This is a genomic window from Aeromonas sp. FDAARGOS 1417 (genome assembly GCF_019046985.1).
Classification (GTDB): Bacteria; Pseudomonadota; Gammaproteobacteria; order Enterobacterales; family Aeromonadaceae; genus Aeromonas; species Aeromonas veronii.
On sequence record NZ_CP077221.1, the window covers coordinates 254119 to 279565 of the forward strand.

General features: G+C 59.8%; 21 protein-coding genes, 1 pseudogene and 1 riboswitch. Of the genes and pseudogenes, 4 read left to right on the forward strand and 18 right to left on the reverse strand.

Annotated elements, in window-relative coordinates:
* Nucleotides 1–54: 54 nt before the first annotated feature.
* The 3 genes and pseudogenes from I6L47_RS01115 to argA all read right to left on the reverse strand — a co-directional run.
* Nucleotides 55–453 (reverse strand): annotated as a pseudogene (locus I6L47_RS01115) (IS4 family transposase); the annotation flags it as partial.
* A gap of 132 nt (nucleotides 454–585) precedes the next feature.
* Complete coding sequence (gene lysC / locus I6L47_RS01120) at nucleotides 586–1938, reverse strand: lysine-sensitive aspartokinase 3 (protein ID WP_159158708.1); 1353 nt, start codon at nucleotides 1936–1938, stop codon at nucleotides 586–588.
* 90 nt (nucleotides 1939–2028) lie between these two features.
* Nucleotides 2029–2252, reverse strand: a riboswitch (Lysine riboswitch).
* A 107-nt stretch (nucleotides 2253–2359) separates the two neighbouring features.
* Nucleotides 2360–3688 (reverse strand): amino-acid N-acetyltransferase, encoded by a 1329-nt coding sequence (argA, locus tag I6L47_RS01125; protein ID WP_005345063.1) that lies wholly within the window; start codon nucleotides 3686–3688, stop codon nucleotides 2360–2362.
* Between the two features lie 268 nt (nucleotides 3689–3956).
* On the opposite strand from argA, the gene msrA reads away from it, so the two are divergent.
* The gene (msrA, locus tag I6L47_RS01130; RefSeq protein ID WP_216948451.1) at nucleotides 3957–4589 is read left to right on the forward strand and encodes a peptide-methionine (S)-S-oxide reductase MsrA; all 633 of its coding nucleotides are present in this window, start codon (nucleotides 3957–3959) and stop codon (nucleotides 4587–4589) included.
* 261 nt (nucleotides 4590–4850) lie between these two features.
* Here the strand turns inward: msrA and I6L47_RS01135 are convergent, their stop codons facing one another.
* The 3 genes from I6L47_RS01135 to I6L47_RS01145 are packed head-to-tail and all read right to left on the reverse strand — an operon-like array spanning nucleotide 4851 to nucleotide 6112.
* Complete coding sequence (locus I6L47_RS01135; RefSeq protein ID WP_005333735.1) at nucleotides 4851–5186, reverse strand: DUF3802 family protein; 336 nt, start codon at nucleotides 5184–5186, stop codon at nucleotides 4851–4853.
* Between the two features lie 57 nt (nucleotides 5187–5243).
* Complete coding sequence (locus I6L47_RS01140) at nucleotides 5244–5732, reverse strand: GNAT family N-acetyltransferase (RefSeq protein ID WP_216948452.1); 489 nt, start codon at nucleotides 5730–5732, stop codon at nucleotides 5244–5246.
* A complete protein-coding gene (locus I6L47_RS01145) occupies nucleotides 5729–6112 on the reverse strand; it encodes an MmcQ/YjbR family DNA-binding protein (protein WP_216948453.1) in 384 nt (127 codons plus the stop codon). The genes I6L47_RS01140 and I6L47_RS01145 overlap by 4 nt, the downstream gene beginning before the upstream one ends.
* A 118-nt stretch (nucleotides 6113–6230) precedes the next feature.
* Between I6L47_RS01145 and I6L47_RS01150 the strand changes: the two genes are divergently transcribed.
* A complete protein-coding gene (locus I6L47_RS01150) occupies nucleotides 6231–7022 on the forward strand; it encodes an alpha/beta fold hydrolase (RefSeq protein WP_201989266.1) in 792 nt (263 codons plus the stop codon).
* 292 nt (nucleotides 7023–7314) lie between these two features.
* On the opposite strand, the gene I6L47_RS01155 is transcribed toward I6L47_RS01150, so the two are convergent.
* The 4 genes from I6L47_RS01155 to I6L47_RS01170 all read right to left on the reverse strand — a co-directional run bounded on the left by I6L47_RS01155 (nucleotide 7315) and on the right by I6L47_RS01170 (nucleotide 13153).
* Nucleotides 7315–8256, reverse strand: a complete 942-nt coding sequence (locus I6L47_RS01155) for an RsiV family protein (RefSeq protein WP_216948454.1) — start codon at nucleotides 8254–8256, stop codon at nucleotides 7315–7317.
* 692 nt (nucleotides 8257–8948) lie between these two features.
* The gene (locus tag I6L47_RS01160) at nucleotides 8949–10022 is read right to left on the reverse strand and encodes a lipocalin-like domain-containing protein (protein ID WP_216948455.1); all 1074 of its coding nucleotides are present in this window, start codon (nucleotides 10020–10022) and stop codon (nucleotides 8949–8951) included.
* Nucleotides 10019–12442 (reverse strand): FtsX-like permease family protein, encoded by a 2424-nt coding sequence (locus I6L47_RS01165; protein ID WP_216948456.1) that lies wholly within the window; start codon nucleotides 12440–12442, stop codon nucleotides 10019–10021. Before I6L47_RS01165 ends, I6L47_RS01160 begins: the two co-directional genes overlap by 4 nt.
* Before the next feature lie 30 nt (nucleotides 12443–12472).
* Nucleotides 12473–13153, reverse strand: a complete 681-nt coding sequence (locus I6L47_RS01170; RefSeq protein ID WP_216948457.1) for an ABC transporter ATP-binding protein — start codon at nucleotides 13151–13153, stop codon at nucleotides 12473–12475.
* Between the two features lie 197 nt (nucleotides 13154–13350).
* On the opposite strand from I6L47_RS01170, the gene I6L47_RS01175 reads away from it, so the two are divergent.
* The gene (locus I6L47_RS01175; RefSeq protein ID WP_005333716.1) at nucleotides 13351–13818 is read left to right on the forward strand and encodes a DUF4357 domain-containing protein; all 468 of its coding nucleotides are present in this window, start codon (nucleotides 13351–13353) and stop codon (nucleotides 13816–13818) included.
* 107 nt (nucleotides 13819–13925) lie between these two features.
* Complete coding sequence (gene nhaD, locus I6L47_RS01180) at nucleotides 13926–15350, forward strand: sodium:proton antiporter NhaD (protein ID WP_058060016.1); 1425 nt, start codon at nucleotides 13926–13928, stop codon at nucleotides 15348–15350.
* An 86-nt stretch (nucleotides 15351–15436) separates the two neighbouring features.
* Here nhaD and I6L47_RS01185 read toward each other — a convergent pair whose 3' ends face one another.
* From I6L47_RS01185 to I6L47_RS01220, 8 genes are all read right to left on the reverse strand, one after another.
* Nucleotides 15437–16648, reverse strand: coding sequence for a Bcr/CflA family multidrug efflux MFS transporter (locus I6L47_RS01185; protein ID WP_216948458.1), 1212 nt, complete (start codon nucleotides 16646–16648; stop codon nucleotides 15437–15439).
* Nucleotides 16649–16718: 70 nt separating this feature from the next.
* Nucleotides 16719–18026: a hypothetical protein gene (locus tag I6L47_RS01190; RefSeq protein ID WP_254204795.1), complete on the reverse strand. Its 1308-nt coding sequence runs from the start codon at nucleotides 18024–18026 to the stop codon at nucleotides 16719–16721.
* Between the two features lie 159 nt (nucleotides 18027–18185).
* On the reverse strand, nucleotides 18186–18746 hold the full coding sequence (locus I6L47_RS01195; protein WP_216948459.1) for a hypothetical protein: 561 nt from the start codon (nucleotides 18744–18746) through the stop codon (nucleotides 18186–18188).
* A gap of 33 nt (nucleotides 18747–18779) precedes the next feature.
* Nucleotides 18780–20204 carry an FAD-dependent oxidoreductase gene (locus tag I6L47_RS01200; RefSeq protein WP_216948460.1) on the reverse strand — a complete coding sequence of 475 codons (1425 nt, stop codon included), beginning with the start codon at nucleotides 20202–20204 and terminating at the stop codon, nucleotides 18780–18782.
* 102 nt (nucleotides 20205–20306) lie between these two features.
* Nucleotides 20307–21146 carry an FTR1 family protein gene (locus I6L47_RS01205; RefSeq protein WP_107684950.1) on the reverse strand — a complete coding sequence of 280 codons (840 nt, stop codon included), beginning with the start codon at nucleotides 21144–21146 and terminating at the stop codon, nucleotides 20307–20309.
* Nucleotides 21146–24136, reverse strand: coding sequence for a YncE family protein (locus tag I6L47_RS01210; RefSeq protein WP_216948461.1), 2991 nt, complete (start codon nucleotides 24134–24136; stop codon nucleotides 21146–21148). Before I6L47_RS01210 ends, I6L47_RS01205 begins: the two co-directional genes overlap by 1 nt.
* A 4-nt stretch (nucleotides 24137–24140) precedes the next feature.
* Nucleotides 24141–24590, reverse strand: coding sequence for a hypothetical protein (locus I6L47_RS01215; protein WP_005352687.1), 450 nt, complete (start codon nucleotides 24588–24590; stop codon nucleotides 24141–24143).
* Nucleotides 24591–24718: 128 nt separating this feature from the next.
* A complete protein-coding gene (locus I6L47_RS01220; RefSeq protein ID WP_005333692.1) occupies nucleotides 24719–25204 on the reverse strand; it encodes a YqhA family protein in 486 nt (161 codons plus the stop codon).
* Nucleotides 25205–25447: the final 243 nt, after the last annotated feature.

Sequence of the window (25447 nt, forward strand, 5' to 3'; positions counted from 1 at the left end):
TTGGGGGATGCGCCGCTACCGTTGCAAACTGTGTCTGCGCACCAACACCATCCTATCCATGACCGCTTGAACAAGCAGGTGGCTGGTGAGCTCCATCTGGCAGAGCATGCGCACCTGCGGATAAGCAGTCTCGCCATGCTGGATGCCGGGATTGGCAAACGCAGCGGCATAGTCTGGGGTATCGGGCATCCGCCACATAACACCATCGGCGACGATCAGTTTGGGTGATAGGCATGTTGGTGCCAGAGCGAGGCGGTCTAGTGACTCTTGTCCCGGAGCTTCTGGTGGGCTTGCTGGAAGGCGCTGGGTTCAACAACGGGACGGTCACTGGGTAGCGACGCCCTTTTCGCCGAGCAGAGCCATGATGAGCTCGGGGAAAATGAGGTCAGAGAGTGACTCAAACTGGGCGGCATTGTTGGCGTGGAGGAAGTCGAGAGCCTGGTCGATACGCATTAAAAATCCGAAACCAAGCCAACTGGTTTCGAATTTTTACACATCAAGAGGATCGGTCAATTGATCCTTAACTAATCGGCATTAACCTTGTGCGTGCCCTGTTGCATGGCCGGAATTGCCTCGCGGTGAGGGTCAGTCCAGCAACTCCTGATGGAGGCGGTTGACGATATTGCCCGCCTCGCTCTCCTTGACCAGGAAGCAGAGGTTGTGGGCGCTGGCGCCGTAGCAGATCATCCGGATGTTGTGCTCGCGCAGGGCGTCAAAGACCTGACTGCCCACCCCGTTCACTTCGCTCATCCGGTTGCCGATGAGCGCCACCAGTGCCAGACCGGTTTCCACCTCCACCTTGCAGAGTTGCCCCAGCTCGGCCAGTACCTTGTCGCTCAGGATCGGTTCGCCGTTGCTCTGGCTCCCGGTGTGATCCAGCGTCAGTGACACGCTCACCTCCGACGTGGTGATGAGATCGACCGAGATGCGGTGACGGGCCAGAATGCCGAACACTTCGGCCAAAAAGCCGTAGGCGTGGAACATGTTGAGGCTGTGCAGGGTCACCAGCACCTGCTGGCGGCGCAGGGCGACGGCGCGAAACAGCGGGCTTGAATCTGTGCTGGCGCGGATCCAGGTACCACCGGCGGCGGGGTCCTTGGCGGAGCCGACAAACACCGGAATATTCTGGCGCACCGCCGGTTGCAGGGTCGCGGGGTGCAGCACCTTGGCGCCGAAGGTGGCCATCTCGGCCGCTTCGACAAAGCTGATTTCGGGAATGGGACGGGCGCGGGTGACGAGGCGCGGATCCGTGGTGTAGATGCCGGGCACATCGGTCCAGATCTCGATACTGGCGGCATCGAGCGCTTCGGCCAAGAGGGCTGCGCTGTAGTCAGAGCCACCGCGCCCCAGCGTGGTGGTGCGGCCATCGCCATCGGCGCCGATAAAGCCCTGGGTGATGATGAGGCTGTCGCCAAGCTGCGGGCCCAGCGTCTGCTGGCAGAGAGTGCGGGTGGTGGCCAGATCGACGGTGGCTTTGCCAAAGCGGCTGTCGGTGCGCATCAGCTGACGCACATCCTGCCAGTGGGCCTTGACGCCGCGCTGGCGCAGCAGCTCGGTAAAGAGGCGGGTAGACATCAGCTCGCCGCAGGCGATGAGGCGATCGGCCAGCTCCGCATCGGTATGCTGGTGGGCTTGCTGGGCCATGAGGCGGATTTCGTCCAGCTGGCCATGAATGAGGGCGCTCACATCAACAGGGTTGCCGAGATCGCTCAGAATGGCCTGCTGGATCCCGGCCAGTTTGGCCAGCTGCTCGTCGCGGCCCGCTTCGTCCAGCTCCCCTTGTGCCAGGGCGACCAGCAGGTTGGTGACACCGGCGCTGGCGCTCAGTACCACCACCCGGGTGGCGGGATTGGCCAGCACGATGTCGGCGCAGTGATTCATGGCCGGGAAGTTGGCGACACTGGTTCCGCCAAACTTGGCGACATTGATCGGGCTCATTGCTTACTCCTGTCTTATTTTAAGATTCCGGTTCCATCGGGCAAAAAAGAGAGGAGGAGGCTGAAAATGGCAGGAATGAACGAAGCTATCCCGGCCAGAAGCACTCCACCTGCAGAGCCCATCCCGTACCGCCCCTGACAGGGCGCGGTGTGGGATGATCACTACCGATGACAACCCGGGGGATTCAGCCCCCGCAGCCGACGTTGAGGTCACCAGTCTCCTCACTCGTCTCGGCGCTGCTCCCCCTGACCCAAGTTCACCGGACGCTGGCGTCCTCCCTTGGGCTGCCTGGGCAGCGCTCCTCTTCTGGCTCCACCAGGGCGGTGGAGTGCATTTAGAAATACCCTGCGTTGGATTGCACTGTCAATCGAGTTTGTGAAAAAGTTCAAATTGTCGGCTAACTCAACGCAGGATCAATGACTTAGGCAATGGTCTTTGACAAAACCTTGGAACGGCGCTGCCAGTTGTAGAGACGCTGGCGCGCCACCGGCAGATCTTCCACTTCCAGCGGATCGAAGCCCCGCTCCCGGAACCAGTGGATGGAGCGGGTGGTGAGTACGAACAGGCGACGGATCCCGAGCCGCTTGGCCCGCTCGGCTACCTTGGCCACCAGCTGATCCCCCCGGTTGGAGTTGCGATAGTCGGGGTGGATGGCGACGCAGGCCATCTCCGCCATCGCCTCTTCCATAAAGCAGTAGAGGGCCGCGCAGCCGATGATGAGACCATCGCGCTCGATGATGGTGAACTTGTCGATCTCCATCTCCAGCTGCTCGCGGGAGCGGCGCACCAGAATGCCTTCCTCCTCCAGCGGGCGAATAAGATCCAGAATGCCACCGATATCTTCGATGGTGGCGGCGCGGGCCTGCTCGGCACTTTCCCGCACTATCTGGGTGCCGAGGCCGTCGCGGCTGAACAGCTCCTGCAGCATGGCGCCGTCATCCTGATAGCTCACCAGATGGGAGCGGGGCACCCCGCCACGGCAGGATGCAATGGCCGCACGCAGGTAGCGGGCGGTGCCGGACATCTCTTCCCCCGCCTGCTCCAGCTCCACCAGCAGCTCTTCGGCCTGCTCGGGGAAGAGCTCGGAGATAGCTTCGCCGCGTCTGTCCATCACCCCCTGGGTACTGCTAAAGCAGATGAGCTTGTCCGCCTTGAGATCGACCGCCACCCGGCGGGCCACCTCTTCGGAGCTCAGGTTGAAGCTCTCGCCTGTGACCGAGCAGCCGATGGGGGAGATAAGCACCAGACTCTTCTGATCGAGCTGGCGGGTGATCCCCTCCACGTCGATGCGGCGCACCCGGCCGCTATGGCAAAAGTCGATGCCATCATCCACCCCCAGCGGCTGGGCAGTGACGAAGTTGCCGCTCACCACGCTGATCCGCGCCCCCTGCATGGGTGTGTTGGCGAGCCCCATGGAGAGCTGGGCGGTGATGTCATATTGCAGGCCGCCACACACCTGTTTGATGATGGTGAAACTCTCGTCATCGGTGACCCGGATCCGCTTGTGATACTGGGCCTCGATACCGGCGCGGGCCAGCGCTTCATCGTTTTGCGGACGTGAACCAAACACCAGCACCAGGCGTATGCCCAGTGTCTGCAGCAGGGCGATATCGCTGACGATATTGGCGAAGTTGGGGTGGCAGATGGCTTCTCCCCCCATCATCAGCACAAAGGTGGCACCCCGATGGACATTGACATAGGGGGTGGATTGCCGGAAGGCATTGACCAGACTGGGTTCGCGTTCACGCACTTGATATTTCTTCCATAAAAAAACAGCGACTGGCTCAATATATGAAAATTAATTCACAAATCAAGACTAAATATTGATTTTGGCCGTTTCTGGTCTACGAGGGGCGGGTTGGCTGTGCGGATCGGGAAAGGGTGACGGACGGTGCAGATAGCCGTTGGAGCGAGCGGGGAGGGGCCCGCCGGTTGATCCGGCGCGATAAACTGCTATCTTCGATGCTCCTTTTCGTCAGCTGTGTGATTTCACAGGGTTTTATACAAGGACAGAATTCATGGAACAGATTATTTCACCGGCAGATGCCCTGCCGGGACGACGCGAAGCGATGGTGATTGGTCAGCAGCATGCGGTGAATGGCAACCCGACCCAGGGCCCCTGGCCACAAGGGATGGCGGTGGCCTGGTTTGGCATGGGCTGTTTCTGGGGCGTTGAGCGCCTGTTCTGGCAGCAGCCGGGCGTCTACTCCACCGCGGCAGGTTATCAGGGCGGCGTGACCCAGAATCCCACCTACAAAGAGGTGTGCAGCGGGCTGACCGGCCATGCCGAGACGGTGCAGGTGGTGTTTGATCCGGCGGTGATCAGCTACGGCGATCTGCTCAGACTGTTCTGGGAGCAGCACGATCCGGCGCAGGGGATGCGTCAGGGTGGGGACATTGGCACCCAGTATCGCTCGGTGATCTTCTATGGCGACGAGAGCCAGCAGATCATTGCCCAGCAGAGCATGGCGGCCTATCAGCAGGCGATGGCGGCAAGCGGCGACAGTCGTGCCATTACCACCCGCATTCTGCCGCTGGCGCCCTTCTACTACGCCGAGGATTACCATCAGCAATATCTGGAGAAAAATCCGGATGGTTACTGCGGATTGGGTGGCATCGGAGTCTGTTTGCCGCCCAGCCTGAACCGCTGAACTGGTTTGTAGTCGATTTCTTAATAAAAGTGAAAATAAATGGTCGGAGGAGGGAACTTATTGCGACCAGTCGGGACTAACTAGGTAGCGTCCAGGGATCGGATGCAAAGTCCAGACACATTTCTTGCCTTGATAACCGCCTGATGAATGAACGCACTGGCGGGTTGAAAATGATAGCAAGCAGGGCTGCCCACCAAGGCGGCCCTTTTCCTTATCTGCTGCTTTGAAATCTTGCGTTGGGCGGGAGAGCCGGACGGCAGATCAGCCGATGGCGCTGTCGAACAGGTTCTTGATGAGATCGATAAACTCGATGAGGAAGGTTTTCTGTTCCGGGGTCGGGGCGCGCAGCCAGACGGCGGAGAGCACCTCTTCCAGGTCGGCGACCACGGCGTCGGCCTCCTGCATGATGGCGAAACGCACCTTGGGATCGAGCTGGGGGTTTTGCTCGCAAATGGCCATCAGGTTGCTGGCAACTCGGCCACTGACCAGATCTTCGATGGTCTCTTCACCATCGTTCTGCTGCTGGGATTCAAACAATCCCAAACTCTCCACCAGATACTCGATCAGCGAGATATAGCCTTCACTTTCTACCACCATGGTTGCTGCCTCAATACAGTAACAATACGAAAATTAAGCGTATTTTAGTGGCTTGCCCTAGCTTGGCAAGCAGCAGTGCAGGCGATGGCGAGTAAAACTGACTCCGCCCCGCTCCACGCACTCCAGCCCGGTCAACGTAAAGCCATGTCGTAAAAATAGCTCATAACTGAAGGCGCTGGCCTCGGTGGTGATGAGGGTCATACCGAGCCCTCTGGCCCCCGCGAGCGCCGTGGTGAGCAGCAGATTGCCCAGCCCCTGGCGCTGATGGTCGGCGCTCACATAGAGCAGGCTGAGGTGGCCATCGGGGCTCAGGGTGACAAACCCGAGGGGCACATTTGCCTGCTCCGCCACCCAGCCGTGGTGCTCGCGCAGCTGGCTGACAAAGCCCGGATGTTGTGAACCGAGGGCCCACTGCTCCACCTGTTCGGCGCTGTAGTGCTCGGGGCCGCAGCGTCGCACCGCCTGCTCAAACAGGGTCACGAGGGCGGGGATATGTGCCTCGCCAAGGGGGACAATACAAAGTGCTGGATTAAGTGCTGGCGTCATAAGGATGGGCCGTCAGTAGGGGGGAGGGGGCGCGGCGCCTGTGGCCGTTTGGCTTTGGGCAGACCCGCGACAACCCGCTCATAGGAGTGGTGCACCCAGCCCTGCCACAGATCATCTGGCAAGGTGCTGTTCAGGGTCACTGTGTTCCAGTGTTGCTTGTTCATATGCCAACCCGGTTTGACCTCGGGGTGGATCTCGCGCAGCAGCAACGCCAGCTCGGGCTCGCATTTGAGATTGATGGTAAGCGGCTCGGCCTGCCAATCCACCAGCGCAAACATCTTGCCCGCGATGCGGTAGACCAGGATCTCCGGGCCAAACGGGGTATCTTCGGTGGCGCCCGGCAGGGAGAGCAGAAAGTGGCGCAAACGGGTCAAATCCATGGTGGGTTCTCGCGCAAGGGGTGATCCGGGTCATGTCAGGCGCATATCTATCGGCGGGCCTGTTCTGTTAATATGCGCGCAGCCGAGTATACCCCCCATCACCAAGGGAGCCTATTGGATGTTGTATCACAAGACTTTCGAACTGGGTCCCGAGCGGGATTGGGTGGTGTTTGTCCACGGCGCCGGTGGCAGCTCCTCCATCTGGTTCAAGCAGCTGCGCGCCTATCGCGAGCACTTCAACGTGCTGCTGCTGGACTTGCGCGGCCACGGCCAGTCCCACCAGCTGCAACAGGTGGTCAAGGGACACTACAGCTTTCGGGAAGTGACCGAAGATATCGTTCGGCTGCTCGATCATCTCGATATCCGCCGCGCCCACTTTGTCGGCATCTCCCTTGGCACCATCCTTATTCGCCATCTGGCCGAGCTCTGCCCGGAGCGGGTGAAAAGCATGGTACTGGGGGGCGCTATCTTGCGGCTCGATATCCGCTCGCGGGTGCTGGTGCAACTGGGCCGACTCGGCCAGCACTTCCTGCCCTATATGTGGCTCTACCGGCTGTTTGCCTTCATCATCATGCCGCGCCAGCACCATCAGGAGTCACGCAACCTCTTTGTGCGCGAGGCCCGCAAGCTCTGCCAGAAAGAGTTCAAACGCTGGTTCCGCCTCGCCACCGAGGTCAATCCGCTGATGCGTTACTTCCGCGAACGCTCCCTGCCCATTCCCACCCTTTATGTGATGGGGGAGGAGGATCATATGTTTCTGGCTCCGGTGCGCGAACAGGTGGCTCGCGATGCCAGCTCCTCGCTGGCGGTGATCCAGCAGTGCGGCCATGTCTGCAATGTGGAGCAGCCGGAGCAGTTTAATCGCCGTACGCTGGCATTTATTCAATCGCTGGGGGGAGGGAGGAAATAATCTTTTGCCTCAACCCCGACTCAAACAAAGTGGGGAATATATCTGGGCCAGCGCATATCCAATTTCAGATGTCACGAGAATAGCAGTGCCTGCGAGACGGGGCCAAGCCAGCACGCCGGCATCCTCTATCTGGTGGTTCAGGTGGCGAAATAGGAAAATAAAAACGGCAGGATAAATATCCTGCCGTTTGACTCAAGGAGTTTCATAATATCTATCCAATCCTGACACATCTGGCTCAGAAAGATGGGTGTCTAAGATATGCTGTGAATTCACCTTGCGCAGTTTTGTAATATTATAATGCGTAGGCCAAGGGGCCATTTAGGCTAATAAACTGCCTAAGATCTTGAAGTGATAAATTTATTTCAACAGAGCCCTCTGCACCTGGGGCTACTTCGTACTCATCGAAGCATAGAGTTAAATTATGGCCATCGAAATAGTAACATTGATCATCTTTTAAACCTTCAAAATACTCCCCATACCCTCTAGCTTTAAGGGCTTTTTCTGCAAGTTTATCTACGCCTTCCTTGTAACCGGCGACAAAAAGATCTTTAAAATAAATTTGACCACCAGTAGTGATGTTTATGTTTGAGCTTGCAATTGTATTTCCAGCCCCGACATCGCCATGAGAATAATATGTGCCCTTATATAGAACACTTAGTAAATTACCTTTCAATGCATACTTTTCAGTTGTCACAAACCAGTTTTCTTGTTCATATTCTACATCTACACGTGCAGCATGTTTCAAATGTGCATTAACTCTATCTTCTATCAACTGATCTGATAGTCCTGATATCTGAATATAATCAGCTTTAACTTCGGCAGTCCACTCTGGATTGGTTGGATTGGGCCGCTTATACTCTAGCTTTTTCTTCTGAAACGTAACATTATTGCCAGTTTTGTCCAAGGTTGACTTTTGGAGTATCAATGAAGTGAGGTTCTGCTTACAACTGCGCACGTCGGTAAGTTGCCCAGCTAATTTATCATAGGGGACTCCTTCAAATTCACTAATATTTGACTTATAGCTACCATCAGCGGTTACAGTACCACCAATTAATTTTACAAGAGCTTCTCCTTGTCCTTTAAGTTGAGCTGTTATTTGTGATTGTGTAACTTTACCGCTAGCATGAATTTCTTCACATTGCCGTGAAGCGAAGTCTGCAATTTCATCTAGTGTTGCGGACTGCAATGACGAAGATGAAAAAAGCACAAAAGGTAGGCAGTGAATGATCTTCATAAATTTCCCTTTTTTTAAGTGTGAAAAGTTTAAAAAATTACAATATAATATGACTTTTTTATCGAACATGGCTTTAATTACACTCAAGACACTCTAAAAAATATTAAGTAAGAGGTTTTTGTATAGTGTGGTGCTAGACTAATATGTGCTTAACAAGAGTTGCACCACCTTGGTTTAACTAGTTTATTAATGCGTTGAGTTATATATGTAAAGTGGTTTTTGGAACTGCAATGGAATATGGATACATTATTATGCAAGGGGTTTCATAGTATCTGCATTGTATATATAGGAGCCATAATTCGATAGCTGTACACATAACTTGTGGCCATCATTGCAGTACCTTGTTTATTAGAAAATATATCTTTTCTACACAGGATAGCTACCGCACTGGGTCTTACCGCCCAGTGGGTAACGATTAACCAAATTGAAGAGTAATACCTCGTAAGCGAGCCTCGGTTACTTATTGTGCTGAAAAGGGTGGATGCGTATGGTACCAAATAAAGATCTATTTGTTGAGCAAAAGATCTTACTGAAGCGGGGGATTGACACGTTATTTTGATGAGGATCAGAAAGCGAAGCGGGAAAGGCAGTTTGGAACTGAGCGTAATGGAAACGGTGCACAGAGATAGTAATGCGAAGCAGACTTAACCCTCGCATATAAAAGCAGAGAAGAAACGCGGTAGGCCCTTTGCTCAATACCCCGTCATTTCCAGATAGCCGACCCCCTTGGCATCTCCCTCCACCGTTACTGCACCCTCCCAGTAGTCAAAGCGACCTGTCATGGCCTGATTGGGCTGACGGGCCTTGATGGTGAGGTTCATTCCGGCGGCGTTTAGCTGCCACTCGACGGGGTAATCCTGCCCCTTGGGGCCGCGCCAGGTGTTGCCCGGCGTAAAGTGAATCGTGTCGGGGGCGAGCACCCGGCTGCTGCCGTCCCGCTCAATCAAAATGCCGTAGCGGTTCTCAGGCTCAGTGCGTCCCGATTTGGTGCGCAGGCGAAACAGCATCAGTTCGCGGCCATCGGCCAGTTGCAGCGAAAACCAGTCCCAGCCCGATTGCCACTGGGCCAATACCGAGCTGCTCCACTCGTGATCAAACCAGCCTTGTCCGGTGACGGTGCGGGTTTCGCCATCGCGAGTCAGGGTGCCGCGAAGAGTGAGGCGCGGGTAGGAGTAGTAAAAGGAGGCGTTGCCCGGGCTCTTCTCGCTGTAACCGGCCTTGCCTTGCAGCACCAGCGGCTTGGCGGCAGTGACGGTGAGGTTCAGCTCGCCAATCTTGCTCTGCACCTTGAGGGTGGCGGGGAAGAGCGCTGCCCCTTGCGAGGCAAGCCGCCACTCCCTGAGCCAATATTGGCCGCCGCTGGCTCCCGCCAGTCCCGGTCCTTGCCGACTGGCCCGTTCATCTTGCTGGTGGCTGCCACGGTCGAGATCCGTGATGGCAAACTGGGCCAGCCAGAGCTGGGGGGTGAGCCAGGGGTTGCTGGTGCGGAGTTCTTGCTCGATCCCTTGGCGAAACAGGGTCCACTGCATGCCATATTCGCGCCCCTGTTCATCCTTGAGATTGCCGGTGAGATACCACCACTCGGAGCGGTAATCGGGGTGGGCGGCGTGATCCTCCGGCAATTGGATAGTTTGCCCCGGCAGCACCTTTTTAAAGCTGTCGTTGCCACCGCCGAGCAGGGCGCCCAGATCGCTGGCAGCGATAGCCCCGCTATAGAGCGTCCAGAGCATACCCAGCGCCAGCGGCCACCCTTTGATCTGTTTCATACCACTCTCCTTGCCGCATACCAGGATGCCAATGCGCCACATACCGGTGCCAGCAACAGGGCGGTGACCGCATGAAGGGGGGCGGCCTCGAAGGCGAGGCGCCAGCCAAAGGCGCGGGGATTGACCACCTCGATCAGCACCCAGGCGAGGCCATACCCCACCGGCAGGGCCAGCAGGGCGGTGAGCAGCCCCAATCCCGCTCCTTGCCACACCAGCAGCTGGCGGCAGTGGCGGGGGCTCAAGCCCAGACTCTGCAAGGTCTGCAGCTCGCCACGGCGCGCCAGCCCCAGCACCATAAAAGCCGAGCCAATGCCGACAAAGGCGATGCCGAGGATCAGCAACTTCAATAGCTCGGTCACCACAAAGGTCTGGTCAAACACCTTGAGGGCCGCGCTGTGAATGGCGGGGGCGGAGAGCAGATTGAGCTGCTCGCCAAAGCGCTCGCGCAGGCGGTCGGCCAGCTGTTCGGGGTCGTTGCTAAAGAGGGCGAGGGATTGTACCGCGCCAGCCTCGAAGGCGTGCAGGATCTGCCCCTTGTCGCTGCCGTAGTCCTGATAGACACCGGTGACGGTGAACTGCCGTGGCCCCTGCTCGCCGCTGATCGCCAATGTCTGGCCTACCTTGACCCCGAGGCGCACCGTCAGCGGTTCGCTCGCCAGCACTTCGTCGGAACGGGTGGGCCAGCGTCCGGCCAGCAGCGGATAGGCCGCTTTAAGCTGGGGGATAAAGTCCATCTGCGCCCACTCGATGGACTGCCCCTGCCAGCGGGCGGGGTGTACCGAGCGGCGCGAGGCGGCGCTCACCAGCGGGTTGGTGAGCAGGGTCTTGAGGGTTGTGTCGCTCAAGGTGCCCTTGTTGCCCGCCACCCCCTTGGGGGCGGTGACATAGAGATCGGCGGCCAGACGCTGGCCGAGCCAGATCTCCACGCTTGAGCGAAAACTCGACACCATGACCCCGATGCCGATGGCCGCCGCGATGGCGAGTTGCAGCGCCATCACCGCGATGGCGGTGCGATCGAGGTGATAGAGGGTCTCGGCCACCCCGAGCCGGGCGGCGAGGGGGCCGCCCGCGCGCCGTCGCAACCAGCCAAGCAGGCCGCGCAGGGCATCGGGCAGCCAGAGCGCCATGGCCAGCAGCCAGCCGCCGGCGATAAAGAGGGCGCCGGTCAGACCCGTTTGCGGTAGCCACAGGCAGAGGGCGCACAGCAGCAAGATGGCGATGGCCAGCACGCGCCGTCGCCATGGGTGAGCGGGGGGACGGCTGCTGCCGGCACGCAGTTCAAGGGGGGATTGGCGCAGCAGTTGCCACCAGCCGGGCAGGTTGGCGGCCAGCGTACCGAGCAGCCCGATCAGCAGCGCCTTGAGCAGGCTCACGGGGGAGAGACGCAACAGGTCGATGGGGTTGGGCCCATAGAGATCGGCCAGTGCCTGGGTGAGCTGCCCCATCAGCGCCAGCGCCAACAGGCTGCCGAGCAGCACCCCTAGCAGGGTGCCCACCGTGGCGAGAATAAGTAGCTCTAGAATGAGCCAGCGCAGCACCCGACTCGGCCCCATCCCCAGAATGATCAACTGGGCCAGCTGGGGGCGGCGCACGTTCTGCACAAATCGCTGGGCGTTGAACACCAGAAACAGTCCCACCGCCATGGCGAGCAATGAGAGCGCCGTCAGATTGAGGGCCAGCGCATCGCCAAGCTGGCTGGCATCGAGCGCCGGGCTAATGGGCTCAAGCCACAAGGGCTGGTTTGGGTAATCGGTTTGCAGGGTGGCCTGCAGGGTGCGAGCTTCTGATTCGCTTAGCTTGAAGACGATGCGATCGAGCCGACCCGCTTTATCCAGCAGCGGCTGGGTGAGGCCGATATCGGTTATCAGCAGTCGCTCCATGGGCACGGCGCCCGGTTCGAACGTACCTGCCAGCGTCAGGGTCAGTGTTCGGGCGCCATCGCTGCCGCCCAAGACAAAGCGTCGGCTCTGGCCTGCTTGCCAGCCAAGGCGCTCCGCTTCGGGGGCTGCCAGCCAGATGCTGTCGGTGCGGTTGAGGGAAAAGGCGGGTTCGCTCGCGGGTTGGGCGCCAAACAGCTGGCGCAGGGGGCCGGGGTTGAAGAGATCCATTCCCAGCAGTTGAAAGCTGCGCCCCTCTTCATCCTTGAGCCAGCCATGGAGCTGGGGCATGGCATCGAGGGCGGGCTGGCTGGTCACCAGTTGCACGTAAAGCTGCTCATCCAGCCCGCCAGCGGGGGCCAGCCGGTAGTTGGCTTCCCCTGCCAGCTGGCTGCGGGCGGCGACAAAGTTGGTGCGGGCGCTGTGATTGAGCAGCTCGATGGCCACCACCAGCGATACCCCCAATACCAGTCCGGCCAGACTCATCAGCAGCAACCAGGGGTGACTGCGATAGAGGCGCAGCAGCGCTTTGAGTGGCAGCATCAGCGTGCCCCCGACAGACGCAGTCGCTGTTTAGTCATGATGGGGTCCCTTGAGCTCGATAAGTTGCCCCCCTTCAAGGCGCAGCACTCTGTCGGCCAGCGCAGCATAGGCGGGGTTGTGGCTCACCAGCAGCAAGCCAGCGCCGGTATCGCGCACCGCCGCCACCATCAGCGCCATCACCTGTTCGGCATTGTGCTCATCGAGGCTGCCGGTGGGCTCGTCGGCGAGCAGCCACTGGGGCTGATGGATAAGGGCGCGGGCCAGCGCCACCCGCTGTCGCTGACCGCCGGAGAGCTGCTCCGGCCAGGCATGGCGCTTGTGGCTCATATCGAGCCGTTGCAGCAACTGGTCAATCCTTGTCTCATCCGGCGGCAGCCCGTTGATAGCGAGCGGCAGGGCCAGATTCTCGGCCACGTTCAGGGTCGGCAGCAGGTTGAAATCCTGATAGACGATGCCGAAATGGCGGCCCCGCAGGCGCGCCCGCTCGTCGGGGGATCGGGTGTCGATCCGGGTCTCCCCCAGCCAGATCTCCCCTTCATCCGGTGCAATCAGCCCGGCGATCAGATTGAGCAGGGTCGACTTGCCGCAGCCGCTTTGGCCCAGCAGCAGGGTGATCTCGCCAGCGGGGAGGGCGAGATCGAGATGGTGGAACAGCGGCAGTCGTTCACTGCCGTTATCGAAGCTCTTGCAGAGGTTGCGCAGGGTCAGCATGGGATAACCGTTTGATGGTCAATGGCTTTCATCATGCTTGGTACGCTAGCACGGCCAGCATTGATCAACACCCCTTACGGTTGATCAAGAGTGCCAGTTAGTGATCAAGGCGGCAAAAGAGCAGTGGATCCTCGCTGGATCCCGCTTGCCCGAGGTGGTTAGAATAGGGGCTTCCATGGGTCACAGGATGAGCAAGGATGTTACACAAGCAAGTCAGTTTTATCATCGATAGCAAGGGCAACAAGCAGGCTGCCGTCGTCCCCATCGAGATCTACAACGAGCTGATGACCCTGCAAAAGGCACTCTCCGACAACCGGCCGGGGGAGCGCGAGCTCTACCACTTCAACGGCAAGGGGGCCGAGGCCCACGGTTATCCGGTTGGCAAGCGGCAAAATCCGGGCTTTATGGTGCTGGCCGGTTCCACTGCCAATGGCGAGGATGCCGCCTCTTTGCGTGAAGCGGTGATCGAGCTGCGTCACGAACTGCTGGAGAAGGGGGTCATAGTGCCCCGCAGTCAGGGTGGCTTTGTCTTTACCGCCGATCAGCTGTTCAACAGCCCGAGTCTGGCGGCCAGTCTGGTGGCGGGCAATAACCGCAGCGGTCTGGATGCCTGGCAAAACAGCGCAGGCTATACCCTCAAGCAGTCGGGTTTCGGCAAGAAATAATCCCGCGTTTCGACAGCAAACCAATTAAGCGTTAATTGACCTGGATGAATTTTTCTTTTCATCCAGGTGCTAGCATCATTGCCAGACGGTTCTAAAAGGAAGAGACCATGTCTGCGCTCACCCCTGTTATTTTGCTGCTGTCCCTGTTTATCCCTCCCGCCCATGCCAGTAGTGGCCCTGTTCTGTTGACATCCTCCTCAATCGGACTTTTTTGTGTCGGATTGTTTGTCTTGGCCTACGCCCTGGTGATGGCTGAAGAGTATCTGCAACTGCGCAAGTCCAAACCCGTGCTGGTGGCCGCCGGGGTGATCTGGATCCTGATCGGTATCGCCTATGCACAGCAGGGGATGAGCCCTGTCGCCGAGCAGGCATTTCGCCATACCCTGCTGGAATATGCCGAGCTGATGCTGTTCCTGCTGGTGGCGATGACCTATATCAACGCCATGGAGGATCGGCGGCTGTTCGATGCCCTGCGCGCCTGGCTGGTACGATCCGGCTTTCACTTGCGCACCCTGTTCTGGTTGACCGGCGGGCTTGCCTTCTGTATTTCGCCGGTGGCAGACAACCTGACCACTGCGCTCTTGATGTGCGCCGTGGTGTTGAAGGTGGCCAACGGTGATCGGCGTTTTGTCAATCTTGCCTGCATCAACATAGTGATCGCCGCCAACGCCGGAGGGGCGTTCAGTCCCTTTGGCGATATCACCACCCTGATGGTGTGGCAAGCGGGCAAGGTGCAATTTGGCCAGTTCTTCACCCTGCTGATACCCTCTCTGCTCAATTTTCTGGTGCCGGCCATCCTGATGAGCCTGATGGTGCCGCGTCATGTGCCGGAAGCTGATAACGAGGTGGTCGATCTCAAGCGGGGGGCCCGCCGCATCGTCGCGCTGTTCTTGCTGACCATCATCACGGCGGTGCTATGCCACAGTTTCCTCCATCTGCCACCCGTACTGGGCATGATGCTGGGGCTCGGTTATCTGCAGTTTTTCGGCTTCTATTTGCGCAAGTCACTGCCGCGATCCCTTGCCCGCAAGCGTGCGCTCTATGAACGCAATGGTGATGAGGTACGGTTGCGCAGTCTGGGTTCTGTGGTGCCATTTGACGTGTTCAACAAGGTGGCCAAGGCGGAGTGGGATACCCTGCTCTTCTTCTACGGGGTGGTGATGTGTGTCGGTGGGCTGGGCTTTATGGGGTATCTGGAGCTGGTATCACACTGGTTGTATGACGCTGGGGATCCCACCATGGCCAACATCTTCATTGGGGTCTTGTCCTCCGTCATCGACAACATTCCCGTGATGTTTGCCGTGCTGTCGATGAACCCGGATATGGCGCTGGGACAGTGGCTGCTGGTGACCCTGACCGCCGGAGTGGGCGGCAGCCTGCTCTCCATCGGCTCTGCGGCCGGGGTGGCCCTGATGGGACAGGCCCACGGCATGTATACCTTTTTTGGCCACCTGAAGTGGCTGCCTGCCATCTTGCTCGGTTATCTGGTGAGCATAGGGGCGCACCTCTGGCTCAACAGTGCCCAGTTCTGAACGTCTGGGCGCCAGTACGAGCCAATACGAAAAGAGGCTTCCGTTGACGGAAGCCTCTTTCGTTTTCCCTGACAGGTGGCGGGTGATCAATCGCCTCGCTTGCCGGTCAGCAGCCAGTAACTCAGGGTGGAGCCCACGCCGCAGCAGGCGATGGCGATGGCCATGGGCAGCGGCGAGTGGGGCGGATTGAGGTTGACCAGAATGCCGACCAGGGCACCGATACCAAAGCGCAGGGTGCCCGCCAGTGCCGAGGCGGTGCCCGCAGATTGCGGGAAGTGGCCCATCAGGCCGGTCATGGCGTTGGCGCCCACCAGACTGATATGGCCGACAAACAGTACCACCGGAATGACGATGCCCCACAGGCCGCCGGTCTGGCTCCAGGCGTTATAGACCAGCAGGGCGCCCGCGCAGGGCAGCACCAGCAGACCGTATTGCAGCATCCGCTCGGCGCCCACCCCTTTCACCAGTCGGCTGTTGACGAAGGTGACCACCATCATCAGCAGGATATTGAGGCCAAACAGCCAGCCGTAGTGCTCGGTCGGCACCTTGAAGTACTCGATATAGACGTAAGGGGAGCCGCTTAAGAAGGCGAACATGCCGGAGCTGGAGAGGGAGCCGCACAGCACATAACCCATGGCGCCGCGATGGGAGAGCACCCCCCAGTAGTTCTTGAGGATCTGGCCGATCTTGAGCGGCTGACGGTGCTCCGGTTTCAGGGTCTCCTGAATTTTCCACTGCATCACCAGACAGATCAGCAGGCTGATCCCCACCAGCAGCCAGAAGATCACCCGCCAGTCGGCGTGGGCACTGATATAGCCGCCCACCACAGGCGCCACCAGCGGCGCCAGGGTCATCACCAGAATGACGAACGACATGGCGCGAGAAAACGCATCCTTCTCGAACAGATCGCGCAGCAGGGCATTGACCACCACAGAACCCGCCGCACCGCCCGCCGCTTGCAACATCCGATAGGCCAGCAATTCAGGCAGGGAGTCCGCCATGGCGCAGCCCACCGAGGCGATGGCAAACATGATGAGCCCCGCCAGGATCACCGGCTTGCGGCCATAGCTGTCAGCCAGCGGGCCGTAGAAGAGCTGGCCGATGGCAAAGCCACCCAAAAAGGCGCTGATGGTGAGCTGGGCGCCGTCGATGCTGGTGGCCAGATCCCGGGCGATGGCCGGAATGGCCGGCAGATACATATCCACCGCCAGCGGGGTCAGACCCGCCAGGGCACCCAGCAGGATAAACAGAAAACGGGGGGAGAGGGTGGCAGCCTGAGTTGTTGGCGATTGGGGCATAGGGTGTCCAGTTGATGCGAAACGTCGGGTTGAAAAGCGCGAAAAAAGCAGTCTATCAGTTTTGTCGCGGCTATGGATCCGGTATGGCGAGCCAGAGTCCGGGCTCGGCGGCAAAGCGTGGGGCAAACCAGTGCTGGCGCACCGCAGTGGGCATTTCGTTCGCGTCGATGGGGCGGCGACTGAGGCGGCAGGCTCCCCGAGAGAGCGCCAGCGCCGCATCCCCCTTGTACCAGCCATCGGTCACCGGCAGTGCCGTGGTCTCCCGCAGCAGTCTCACTCCCCACTGGGTCACCAGCGCCGGGCAGCTTTTCTCTGCGAGCCTTGCCGCCTGCACCATGGCGGGTGGACGGGGCAGGGTAAAGGTCGCGCCGAGCAGCAGCAATCCGGCCACCGTGACCAGCCCCTCCCCACGGAGCGGCAGCCAGCCTGCCAGCAGCACGATACCGAGCAGGGTGACGGGGGCCAGATGTCGGGGATTATCGGGATTCTGGCCGAACAGGGTCCAGAGCAGCAGGGCGAGCCAGTAGATCGTCCAGAGCGGTGAGAGGGCGGCAGGGTGGTTTTTTGATCTTTGCCAAAGCGGCAGTACCAGCAGCGCCCCGACAGCCAAGGGCCAGAGCGGGGTGAGCTGATCGTTGAAGGTGCTCGCCCAGCTCAGCAGTCGATCGCCGTGAGCCGCTGCCGTGTTGCCCCACAGGGTAAAGTGGCCGTCGGTAAAGCGGCGCCCCTCGGCAAAATAGGCCCAGCCATCGGCCTGCCAGACAAACAGCAGGCTGATAAGTCCAACCAGTGCGATGGGGAGCACAAACCTGACGTGCGTTTCCTTCTGCGCCAGCCCGAACCACAGGGGCAGCAGCGCCAGCACAAAATAGGAGGGGCGCAGCGCCAGCATAAGGCCCAGCAGCAGACCCGCCAGTGCAATTCTGCGCTGCGGCAAGGCCAGCAGCGTCCCGAGCCAGGCGGCGAGCGCCGGTCCATCCGAAAGGCCGGAGAGCGTCAGCGTCGGGGTGAGCGGCAGGGCCAATACCAGCAACCAGACCGGGGCGAGCAGGCTTGGCCGTTGCCACAATCTGACCGCCAGCAAGGCGGCGAGCGGCGCCAGCAAACTGCTACCGAGCAGGCTTGCCCACTGCACCGCACGGGCCGGGTCGTCCACCAGCAGATTGATCAGCCGTGCCAGCCAGATAAAGGCGGGGTAGCCCGGAAAGTGGGGGGAGAACTCCAGCACGCTAAAGCGCGTCACCCCGTGGGCAAAATTGAGGGCATCGTCGGAATCGAGAGCCACCGGGAAGGCCAGCAGCCAGCCAAGCCAGGCCAGTTGCAGCAGAATGAGCAGCCAAATGGTGGTGGAGCAAGGGGAAGGCCAACGCTGGGCCATTACCTTACCCCTCATCCCCAGCCCTTCTCCCGCAAGGGGAGAAGGGGGCGAACCGGCGTACGGGTGCATTTATCGGCAGGCCGTGCGTAGGGTGGGTAGAGCGCAGCGAAACCCCACCGTGTGTCACAGCGAGGTGGCGCCATGATTGGCAGGTTGCCATCAAAGCGGCGCCAGCACGGCCATCAGCGCTTTTTCTGCATCGCTAAAGGCGGCGGCATCGGCGGGCTTGGCGCCCACCCCGAATACCCCCGGGTTGCCGATGGCATCCAGCACCTTGGCCAGCGCCTGTTCCGCTGCCTTGCGATCCTCTTCACTGAGTGATGGGAGGATCAGATCGAGGAAGCGCTTGCTCTTGACCACCAGCACTTTGGCGGTCTGGTAGTCGCCGAGGTTCTGGCTGGCCCCTTCGAGGCGGCGCTCGATCTCCGCCTTGTAGGCGCGGTTGAGCAGGGCGGCGGTGGCGGCAGCGTCTTTGGCCTTGATGGCTGCGGCCAGCGGCCCTTGCAGCTCCACCTTGTGGTGCTGTTCCAGATAGGTCAGTTCGTCGGCAATCTCGCTCAAGGTGGCGCTGGCATCCTTGCCGCCAGTGGCGGCGCCCAGCAGCGCTTCGCGGGCGTCGATCAGTGGCTCCTTGCCGGCGGCGGCGTAGGAGTAAGCCTGCGCCTGCCCGCTCAGGGCCAGCAGCAGGGTGAGGGCGAGTAAACCCGGGCGGATGGTCATCTGTTCTCCTTACTTATGCCAATGGCGCGGCACTCAGGCCACGCTCTGGGTTTCAATCACGGTATTTTCGTTGCGATGGTTAAAGATGGCGTGACGTCTGTCCACCCCGTCGATCACCATGTCGGCGGCCATCATCCCCATCTCCATGGCGGTGTCGGTGAAGATATAGCGAAATGTCCCCTGACGGCCGGTCATGATGAGGTTGGTGATGGGCATCAGCGCCTTGATGGCTTCGTTGCGGCGTGCCTGATAGCCCAAATCCATCAGCGGATAGGCGTATTCGCTACGGGCTTCGAAGGTCTCATCGCCAAGCTTCTGGGTATCGACGCCAAGGCTCGCCAGATCGGCGGTGATCCGACCGCGCAGATCGGCCAGCGGCGCCTGCCAGGTGGCATCCCCCGGGTTGCAGGGGATCTCCAGCATCACCGAGGTCTGGCCCTGGGGCGCCATAAAGGGGCTGCGGCGGCGCGGCTCCTGCAGACGGGTCGCCAGAATATGGGGATCGGAGAGGTACTGCCAGGTGTTGTCCGACAGGTTCTCTGTTTTAAGCGGCATATTGACGAAGCGAAGCGAGCGGTATTGGAGATCGCACGGCAAGCCAAGATGCTGGCAGGTGAGCGGCAGCGGCAGGGTGGAGATCACCTGATCAAAGCGCTCGCTCTGCTCAACGTCATCTTGTTTCCAATAAACCCGTTCGATACGGCCATCAGCCTGATCAAGGCGGGTGATGGTGGCGCCGGTTTTCAGCTCAACGCCCTCTGCCACCAGTCGCTCCCCCAGAGTGGTGAAGATCTGGCCGAAGCCATATTTGGGGTAGCGGTATTTGCGGGCATAGGTGCGCACCGAGATACTGCCGTTGCGTCTTGGCAGCAGACGGCGCGCCACGTCTTTGAGATCGATCAGACTGATGCGCTGACCGGCCCAGTCGGCGGAGAGCTTGTCCGGGTTGATGCCCCACAGCTTGCCGGTGTAGCCCTCGAAAAACTGGCGGTAGAGGGTGCGGCCGAAGTGACTCTGGATCCACTCGGCAAAGCTGGCCTTGGCAAAATCATCCGGCTTCTTGCTAAAGGGCAACAGCAGCAAGTCTTTTACCGCACCGGCCATCAGGGCGAGCGGCGCCGTCTTGAGCAGGTTGGGCAGGTTCAAGGGGTAGTCATAGGTGCGCCCGCCAAAGCGGATGACGCTCTTGCGCTCGGCGTGGAGCAGGTCATCCCCCATCAGCTCGTCGATAAAGGCGAGCAGCTCGGGGTTTTTGGTGATAAAGCGATGACCGCCGTAGTCAAAGCGATACTCCCCATCGCGTCCCTTGAAGGTCTGGGTGGCGCACATGCCGCCGACCACCGGCTCCTGCTCGAACAGGGTGACGGCAAAACCGGCGCGGCGCAGGCGCCAGGCCGCCATCAAACCGGCGGGGCCAGCGCCCAGCACTGCAATGCTTTTCTTGTTGTTATCGCTCATGACCTATTCCGAAACTGCTTGATAGATAAGGGAACCGCGCCAAGGCGCGGCTCCTGAATAGTGTTGTTACCCCGTGCCCTTGTTGCCACAGGGCGTGTTGGCTCAGCCCTTGCCAGTCGCGGCACTCACCTGCGGACGATAGCTGCGCTGCCAGAGGGTAACGAAGATCGCCAGATAGAGGGCCCAGGTCAGCAGCTGCAAGCCAGCGGGTGAGGCATTGTAGCCAAACAGGGCGCGCAGGAAGGTACCAAATACCCCCTGATCGTCGAGAATGTGGCTGATGTCGAACACCGGCGTGGTCCAGAAGGTGATGATCTCTGCCGCCTGCAACATGTTGACGGCGGACGAGAGCAAGCCTGCGGCGATGATGATGATAAGCAAGCCGGTCCAGCGGAAGAAAGGAGCCAGCGCCACCTTGCGGGTGGAACGCAGCAGCCCCCACACCAGCGCGATGGAGACCAGCAGCCCCGCCAGCGCGCCCATCAGGCCGGATTGCAGATCGACCCCTTGGCCGGAGTAGAGCAGGGCGGAGAAGAAGAGCACGGTTTCAAATCCTTCGCGCATCACCGCCAGAAAGGCGAGCAGCACCAGACCAAACAGGTTGCCGCCATCGATGGCTGCATCGATGCGCGCCGTCATGGCCCCCACCTGGGATTTGGCCTGCTTTTGCATCCAGATCGCCATATAGGTGAGCACCAAGGTGGCGAAGATGAGGATCCCAGCCATCAACAGGTGGTTGTAGCGCTCGCTCTCGAACTGGCTCACCACCACCTGGAACAGGAAGGCGACCACAAGGGAGGCGATAAGGCCGAGCCCCACCCCCAGATAGATGAATTTGTTGTAGCGGCTCGCTCCCAGCTTGGCGAGGTAGGAGAGGCAGATGCCGACCAGCAGGAAGGCTTCCAGCCCCTCGCGCAGGGTAATCAGAAAACTTGCAAACATCAGGTTTGAGGCTCCGTAGCGGGCGTGACGGGGAGAGGCTGCAAGGTAAGTTGCAGCCGATTGAGTTGCACTATGGGTGGTTCCGGCAAGCTTGGCTCGGCGGCGCGCACCGCATCATTGACCCACTTGGGGTAGGTGCGGAAATTGAGTTTGATATCGGCCTTGAAGGGCCCCTGGGCATCAGTGGGCAGCGGCCAGGCTTCATCGCGCCAGCCATCGGCCGGAATGCGGGTATCTTCCAAGAGCTTGGCGTAACGCCAGAACTTGAGCCCCACCGGCTTGCCCTCGGCATCACCGAACACTTTTCTGAACAGTCGCGCATCTTCAGGGACAGCACCATCCACCGGCTGGCCGCTTTTGAGCACCACCTTGCCGCTGGCGTCGGTGACGGTCAGCTCCAGCCAGAGTTCACGGAAATCAGCTACGCCAGTGGGCAGAGCATGGCCCGCGCCGGTATTGGCGACCCGCACCACCAGCTGCTGACTATCGGCAGCCTGTTCAATACGGGCGGAGAGGATCGCGCTGGAGCGCAAGAGCGCCAGACTCTCCTGTTCAAGTGCAGGATTGCGCAGCCCCACCAGCTGGTGCTGGGCGCCGGTAAAGTTGTGGCGATAGAGGCGCGCCTTCATGGTGCCGTTTTCGGTGGACTGGCCCGCCACCGGTGCGCCGCCATTGCCCGGCTCGGGGTTCATGTGGCAGTCGATGCAGGTGCGCCGCTTGGCAGGATCCTCGGCCTTGGCGAAGCTGGATTTTTCCCACTCGTCCCAGGTGTTGACGATATTGGCGCCTGTGCCCGGGGCAAACTCGTTGTGGCAGGATTTGCACAGGGCCGCATCGCGGTAGAAATCCTTCTGGTAGGAGGCTTTGTGGGCTGCCGGGCGGGCATTGATCTGCCGCTCGGCCAGCCAGTGCTGGAGGCTGCCGCCCGGGGCATCCTCGAACACATAGCTCTCGCGGTCTTTCAAATTCACGGTAAAGGCGCTGTTGCCGCCCGCATCTTCTACCTTGGTGATGCGATGGCAGAGCACGCAGCCGGTCCCTTCCTCCACCACAGGTTCGCCCGCTTTGTGAGCGGCAACCAGCGAGGCGCCACCCTGCTCGAACATGTGGGAGCCCTTGGGCAGATCCAGCTGGCCGGTCATCACCTGCTGGGGCATATGGCAGCCTTGGCACCACTGACCGAACGCTTCCCCTTCGGTTTCGCGGGCCAGCGCCTGCACCACCTTGTAGTAGGGGTGGGAGTTGCCCATCAGCCGGTGGTTGCTCTCGCTCCAATCCTTGAACGCTTGGCTGTGGCAGTTCTGGCAGGAGGCGGAGTTGAGCCACTCTTTCGGGTGAGTGGTCGGCGCCTTGGCGGGATCGGTGCGCGGGGCATCGAGCCTGAGCCAGTTGGCGAGATAGGGGAGGTTGCCATCGGCGGTGACGAAGGCGTGCAGATCCTCCATCATCGCTTTCACTTCCGGCTGGGGCTTCGCGGGGTCAACTGCCTCGGCCCCATCGCGGGTGTCATGGCCCATGCCGCCCTGGGTCTGCTGGGTCATGCGCAGGTATTCGCCGACAAAATCCCCCGCCACCATGTTGGTGAGGTTGGCGTGGCCATTGATGGCGTTGTCGAAGATCTTTTGGCGATGGGCCGCCATCAGATAGCGGTTGGTGAAATTGAATCCGTCCAGATGGCAGGAGTTGCAGCTCATCCAGTTGTCCCCTGCCATGGGGAAGCGTGGGTTGGACGCAGTGTTACCGAGGTTAAACAGCCGCTCGCCGCGCTGAAGCGGCGCGGGGCGCGGATCTGTCTCTACCAGCTTGGCGAAGTGGGGCACATCAACCGTGACTCGGGCAAACGGGCCGCTGCCGCCGCTATTGAGGCGGGTGAGATCCTGCCCCATGGCGTTGTGCACCAGAATATGGTCACCGTCGATCAGCAGATCCCGCGGATTCTGGCCCGGCAGGTGGCGCAGGAGCTGGGTCGCCTTGGCGCCCCCCTGAAACTTCTTGCGGCGGTGGCGGTTGTTGTTGGATTTGCCGCTGCGAGATAGGTCGAACACCAGCAGATCTTCCGAGCCCGCAAGGGTCAGATAGACCCGTTTTCCGTCGGCGGCGAAGCGCGAAGCGAACGGGTTGGAGACGATCTGGCTGCGGTTGCCGACGCTTGGCAGGTTGATCTGCAAAAAGAGCTGTTTTCTTTCATCGACCCGCTCTTTCTCCTCATCGAGATCGATGATGGAGACGGCCGGAAAGACGGTGCTTTGGAACTGGAAGGGGTGGCTGAAGCTCCACAGTACATGGGGTAGCCAGGCCTCGCTGCCATCGGGGGAGAGGGCGATGCCATCGAGCAGCCGTGGCAAACCTTGAGAGTCGCTCGGCGTGTCGCTATGGGTCTCGGCCAGGGTAATGAGCTTGGGCTTGGGAAGCGAAGCCCCCTTGGTGCCGTGGCCAAGCTTGGCGAGATCATAGATGGCGAGCTGGCCGGTCATGGCGTGGGTGAGCAGCAGGCGATCATCGTCGGTCAGGGCCAGCCCGCGGGGTGTCTCGGCGGTCTTTGCATCCAGCTGGAGGTTGCCGGCGCTGTCGTAAGCCTGCAGACGAGCGGATTCGAACAACGTGACCCAGAACCACTGCCGCTTGGCATCGAAGATGACCCCATAGGGGCGATGACCGGTGGGGATCGCCTTTTCCAGATCGAGATCATCATCCAACAGCAGCAGGCGATCGCCGCTGTAGTCGGTGACCAGCAGGGTACCATCATCGGCGCGGGCCAGCTGGCGCAGATCGCCCCCCAGCTGCACCTCTTTCAGCCGCTTGCCGCTATTGCGCTCAAGCAGGGTGACCGAGCCTGCGCTCAGGTTGGCGGTGACGAGGCGCGGGGCGTTTCCCTCCTCATAGGTGAGCATCCCGGCACCCATCTGCTGGGCAGTGGCAAAGGGGCTGGTCAGCAGCAGGAGGAGGGCCAGCAGGGGTGACAAATATGCAGAGAACGATGACTTCAACATGGGATCAGGAGCGCCATTTCAAGATGGTCCAGCGCCAGGCGTGGCGCAGCACCAGAGGAGTTAACGCCAATGCGCTCAGCCAGTGGGCCCAGCTGGCGAGGTTACCCATGGCATCGCCCGGGGTGCCGTGCAGCACCAGCAGCAGGCCGCTGGCCAGACAGATCAGCAGGAGGGCTTCGATAATCCGCCCCGTGGTGCGTAAAAAGGGTTTGTTGCTGCGGTTCAACAAGCTGCGATGGGAGAGCCAGAAGGCGCCAAACAGCAGGGGAAACAGGGTGAGCGAGAGCATCACATGGAAAAACAGATTCCAGCGCGCCAGCGACCAGAGCGGGGTCAGCGGTTCCCACAGCAGCAGGCCGGAGAAGAACATCAGATAGAGGGTGCCCTCGGCAGCCTGATGGTGATAGGCCAGCCACTGCCAGAATTGTCGGGGTGAGAGAGAAAGGCTTGTCATAAAGGCTCCAGCACCCGGGCGGGGCAGCCCGGGGGGAGCAAGTTTATAACGCAGTAAAAATAATGAAAAGTGTTATCAATTGTATTGCTGGTGAATCAAGGCTGAACAAGCACTGTGATCAAGCTCGACTATTTATGCTCCGCCATCCGCTCGGTCACCGCATAGATGAGCGCGGCCAGCGAGAAGGCGAGAAACACCACCACGGACCACTTCATATCGACTTCATTGATGATGCCATCTTCGAGAAACGCCTTGAGTACCTCCACTCCGGCAATAGTCACCAGCGAGTTGATGACGATGAGCTTGAGGGAGGCAAAGTTGATCTTGCTGAGCCAGTTGCTGCTAAGGGAGGCGCGCTGCTCTTCCGTCTGGATAAATTGCACATAGCCACAGATAGCAACCAGGATCAGCATCTGGGCCACCAGTATAAAGTCCACCAGGGTCAGCACGCCGGTAATGAGGTCCAGATAGGGGATCTCGAAAATGTTTACAGAAAGTTGATAGAGCTGCATGGCAAACTTCACCATCAGCAATACCACGCAGATGAGAATGCCAATGTAGAAGGGGAACATCATCAATCTGCTGCCATTGAGCATGAAATTGAATCGACGCATGAGAACTCCGATGTTGGGAACAGGGGTAAATAGAGTGAGTATGGCGCGAGCAGCCCGCAGCGTTGCAAGGCCGTGGGGACTGATTATGCCGGGTCGCCCCCTGCTTGCGCCTATAAAAAAATAAAAAGCCATCATAAAAAATAAAACCGCATCCCGCTGTCTTATTTGTGATTTTTCCCTGCCGTAACATGCCGCTTCTCGATACTGGGGGGCGACTGCCTCCCTCCTATTTATCAGGCTCGG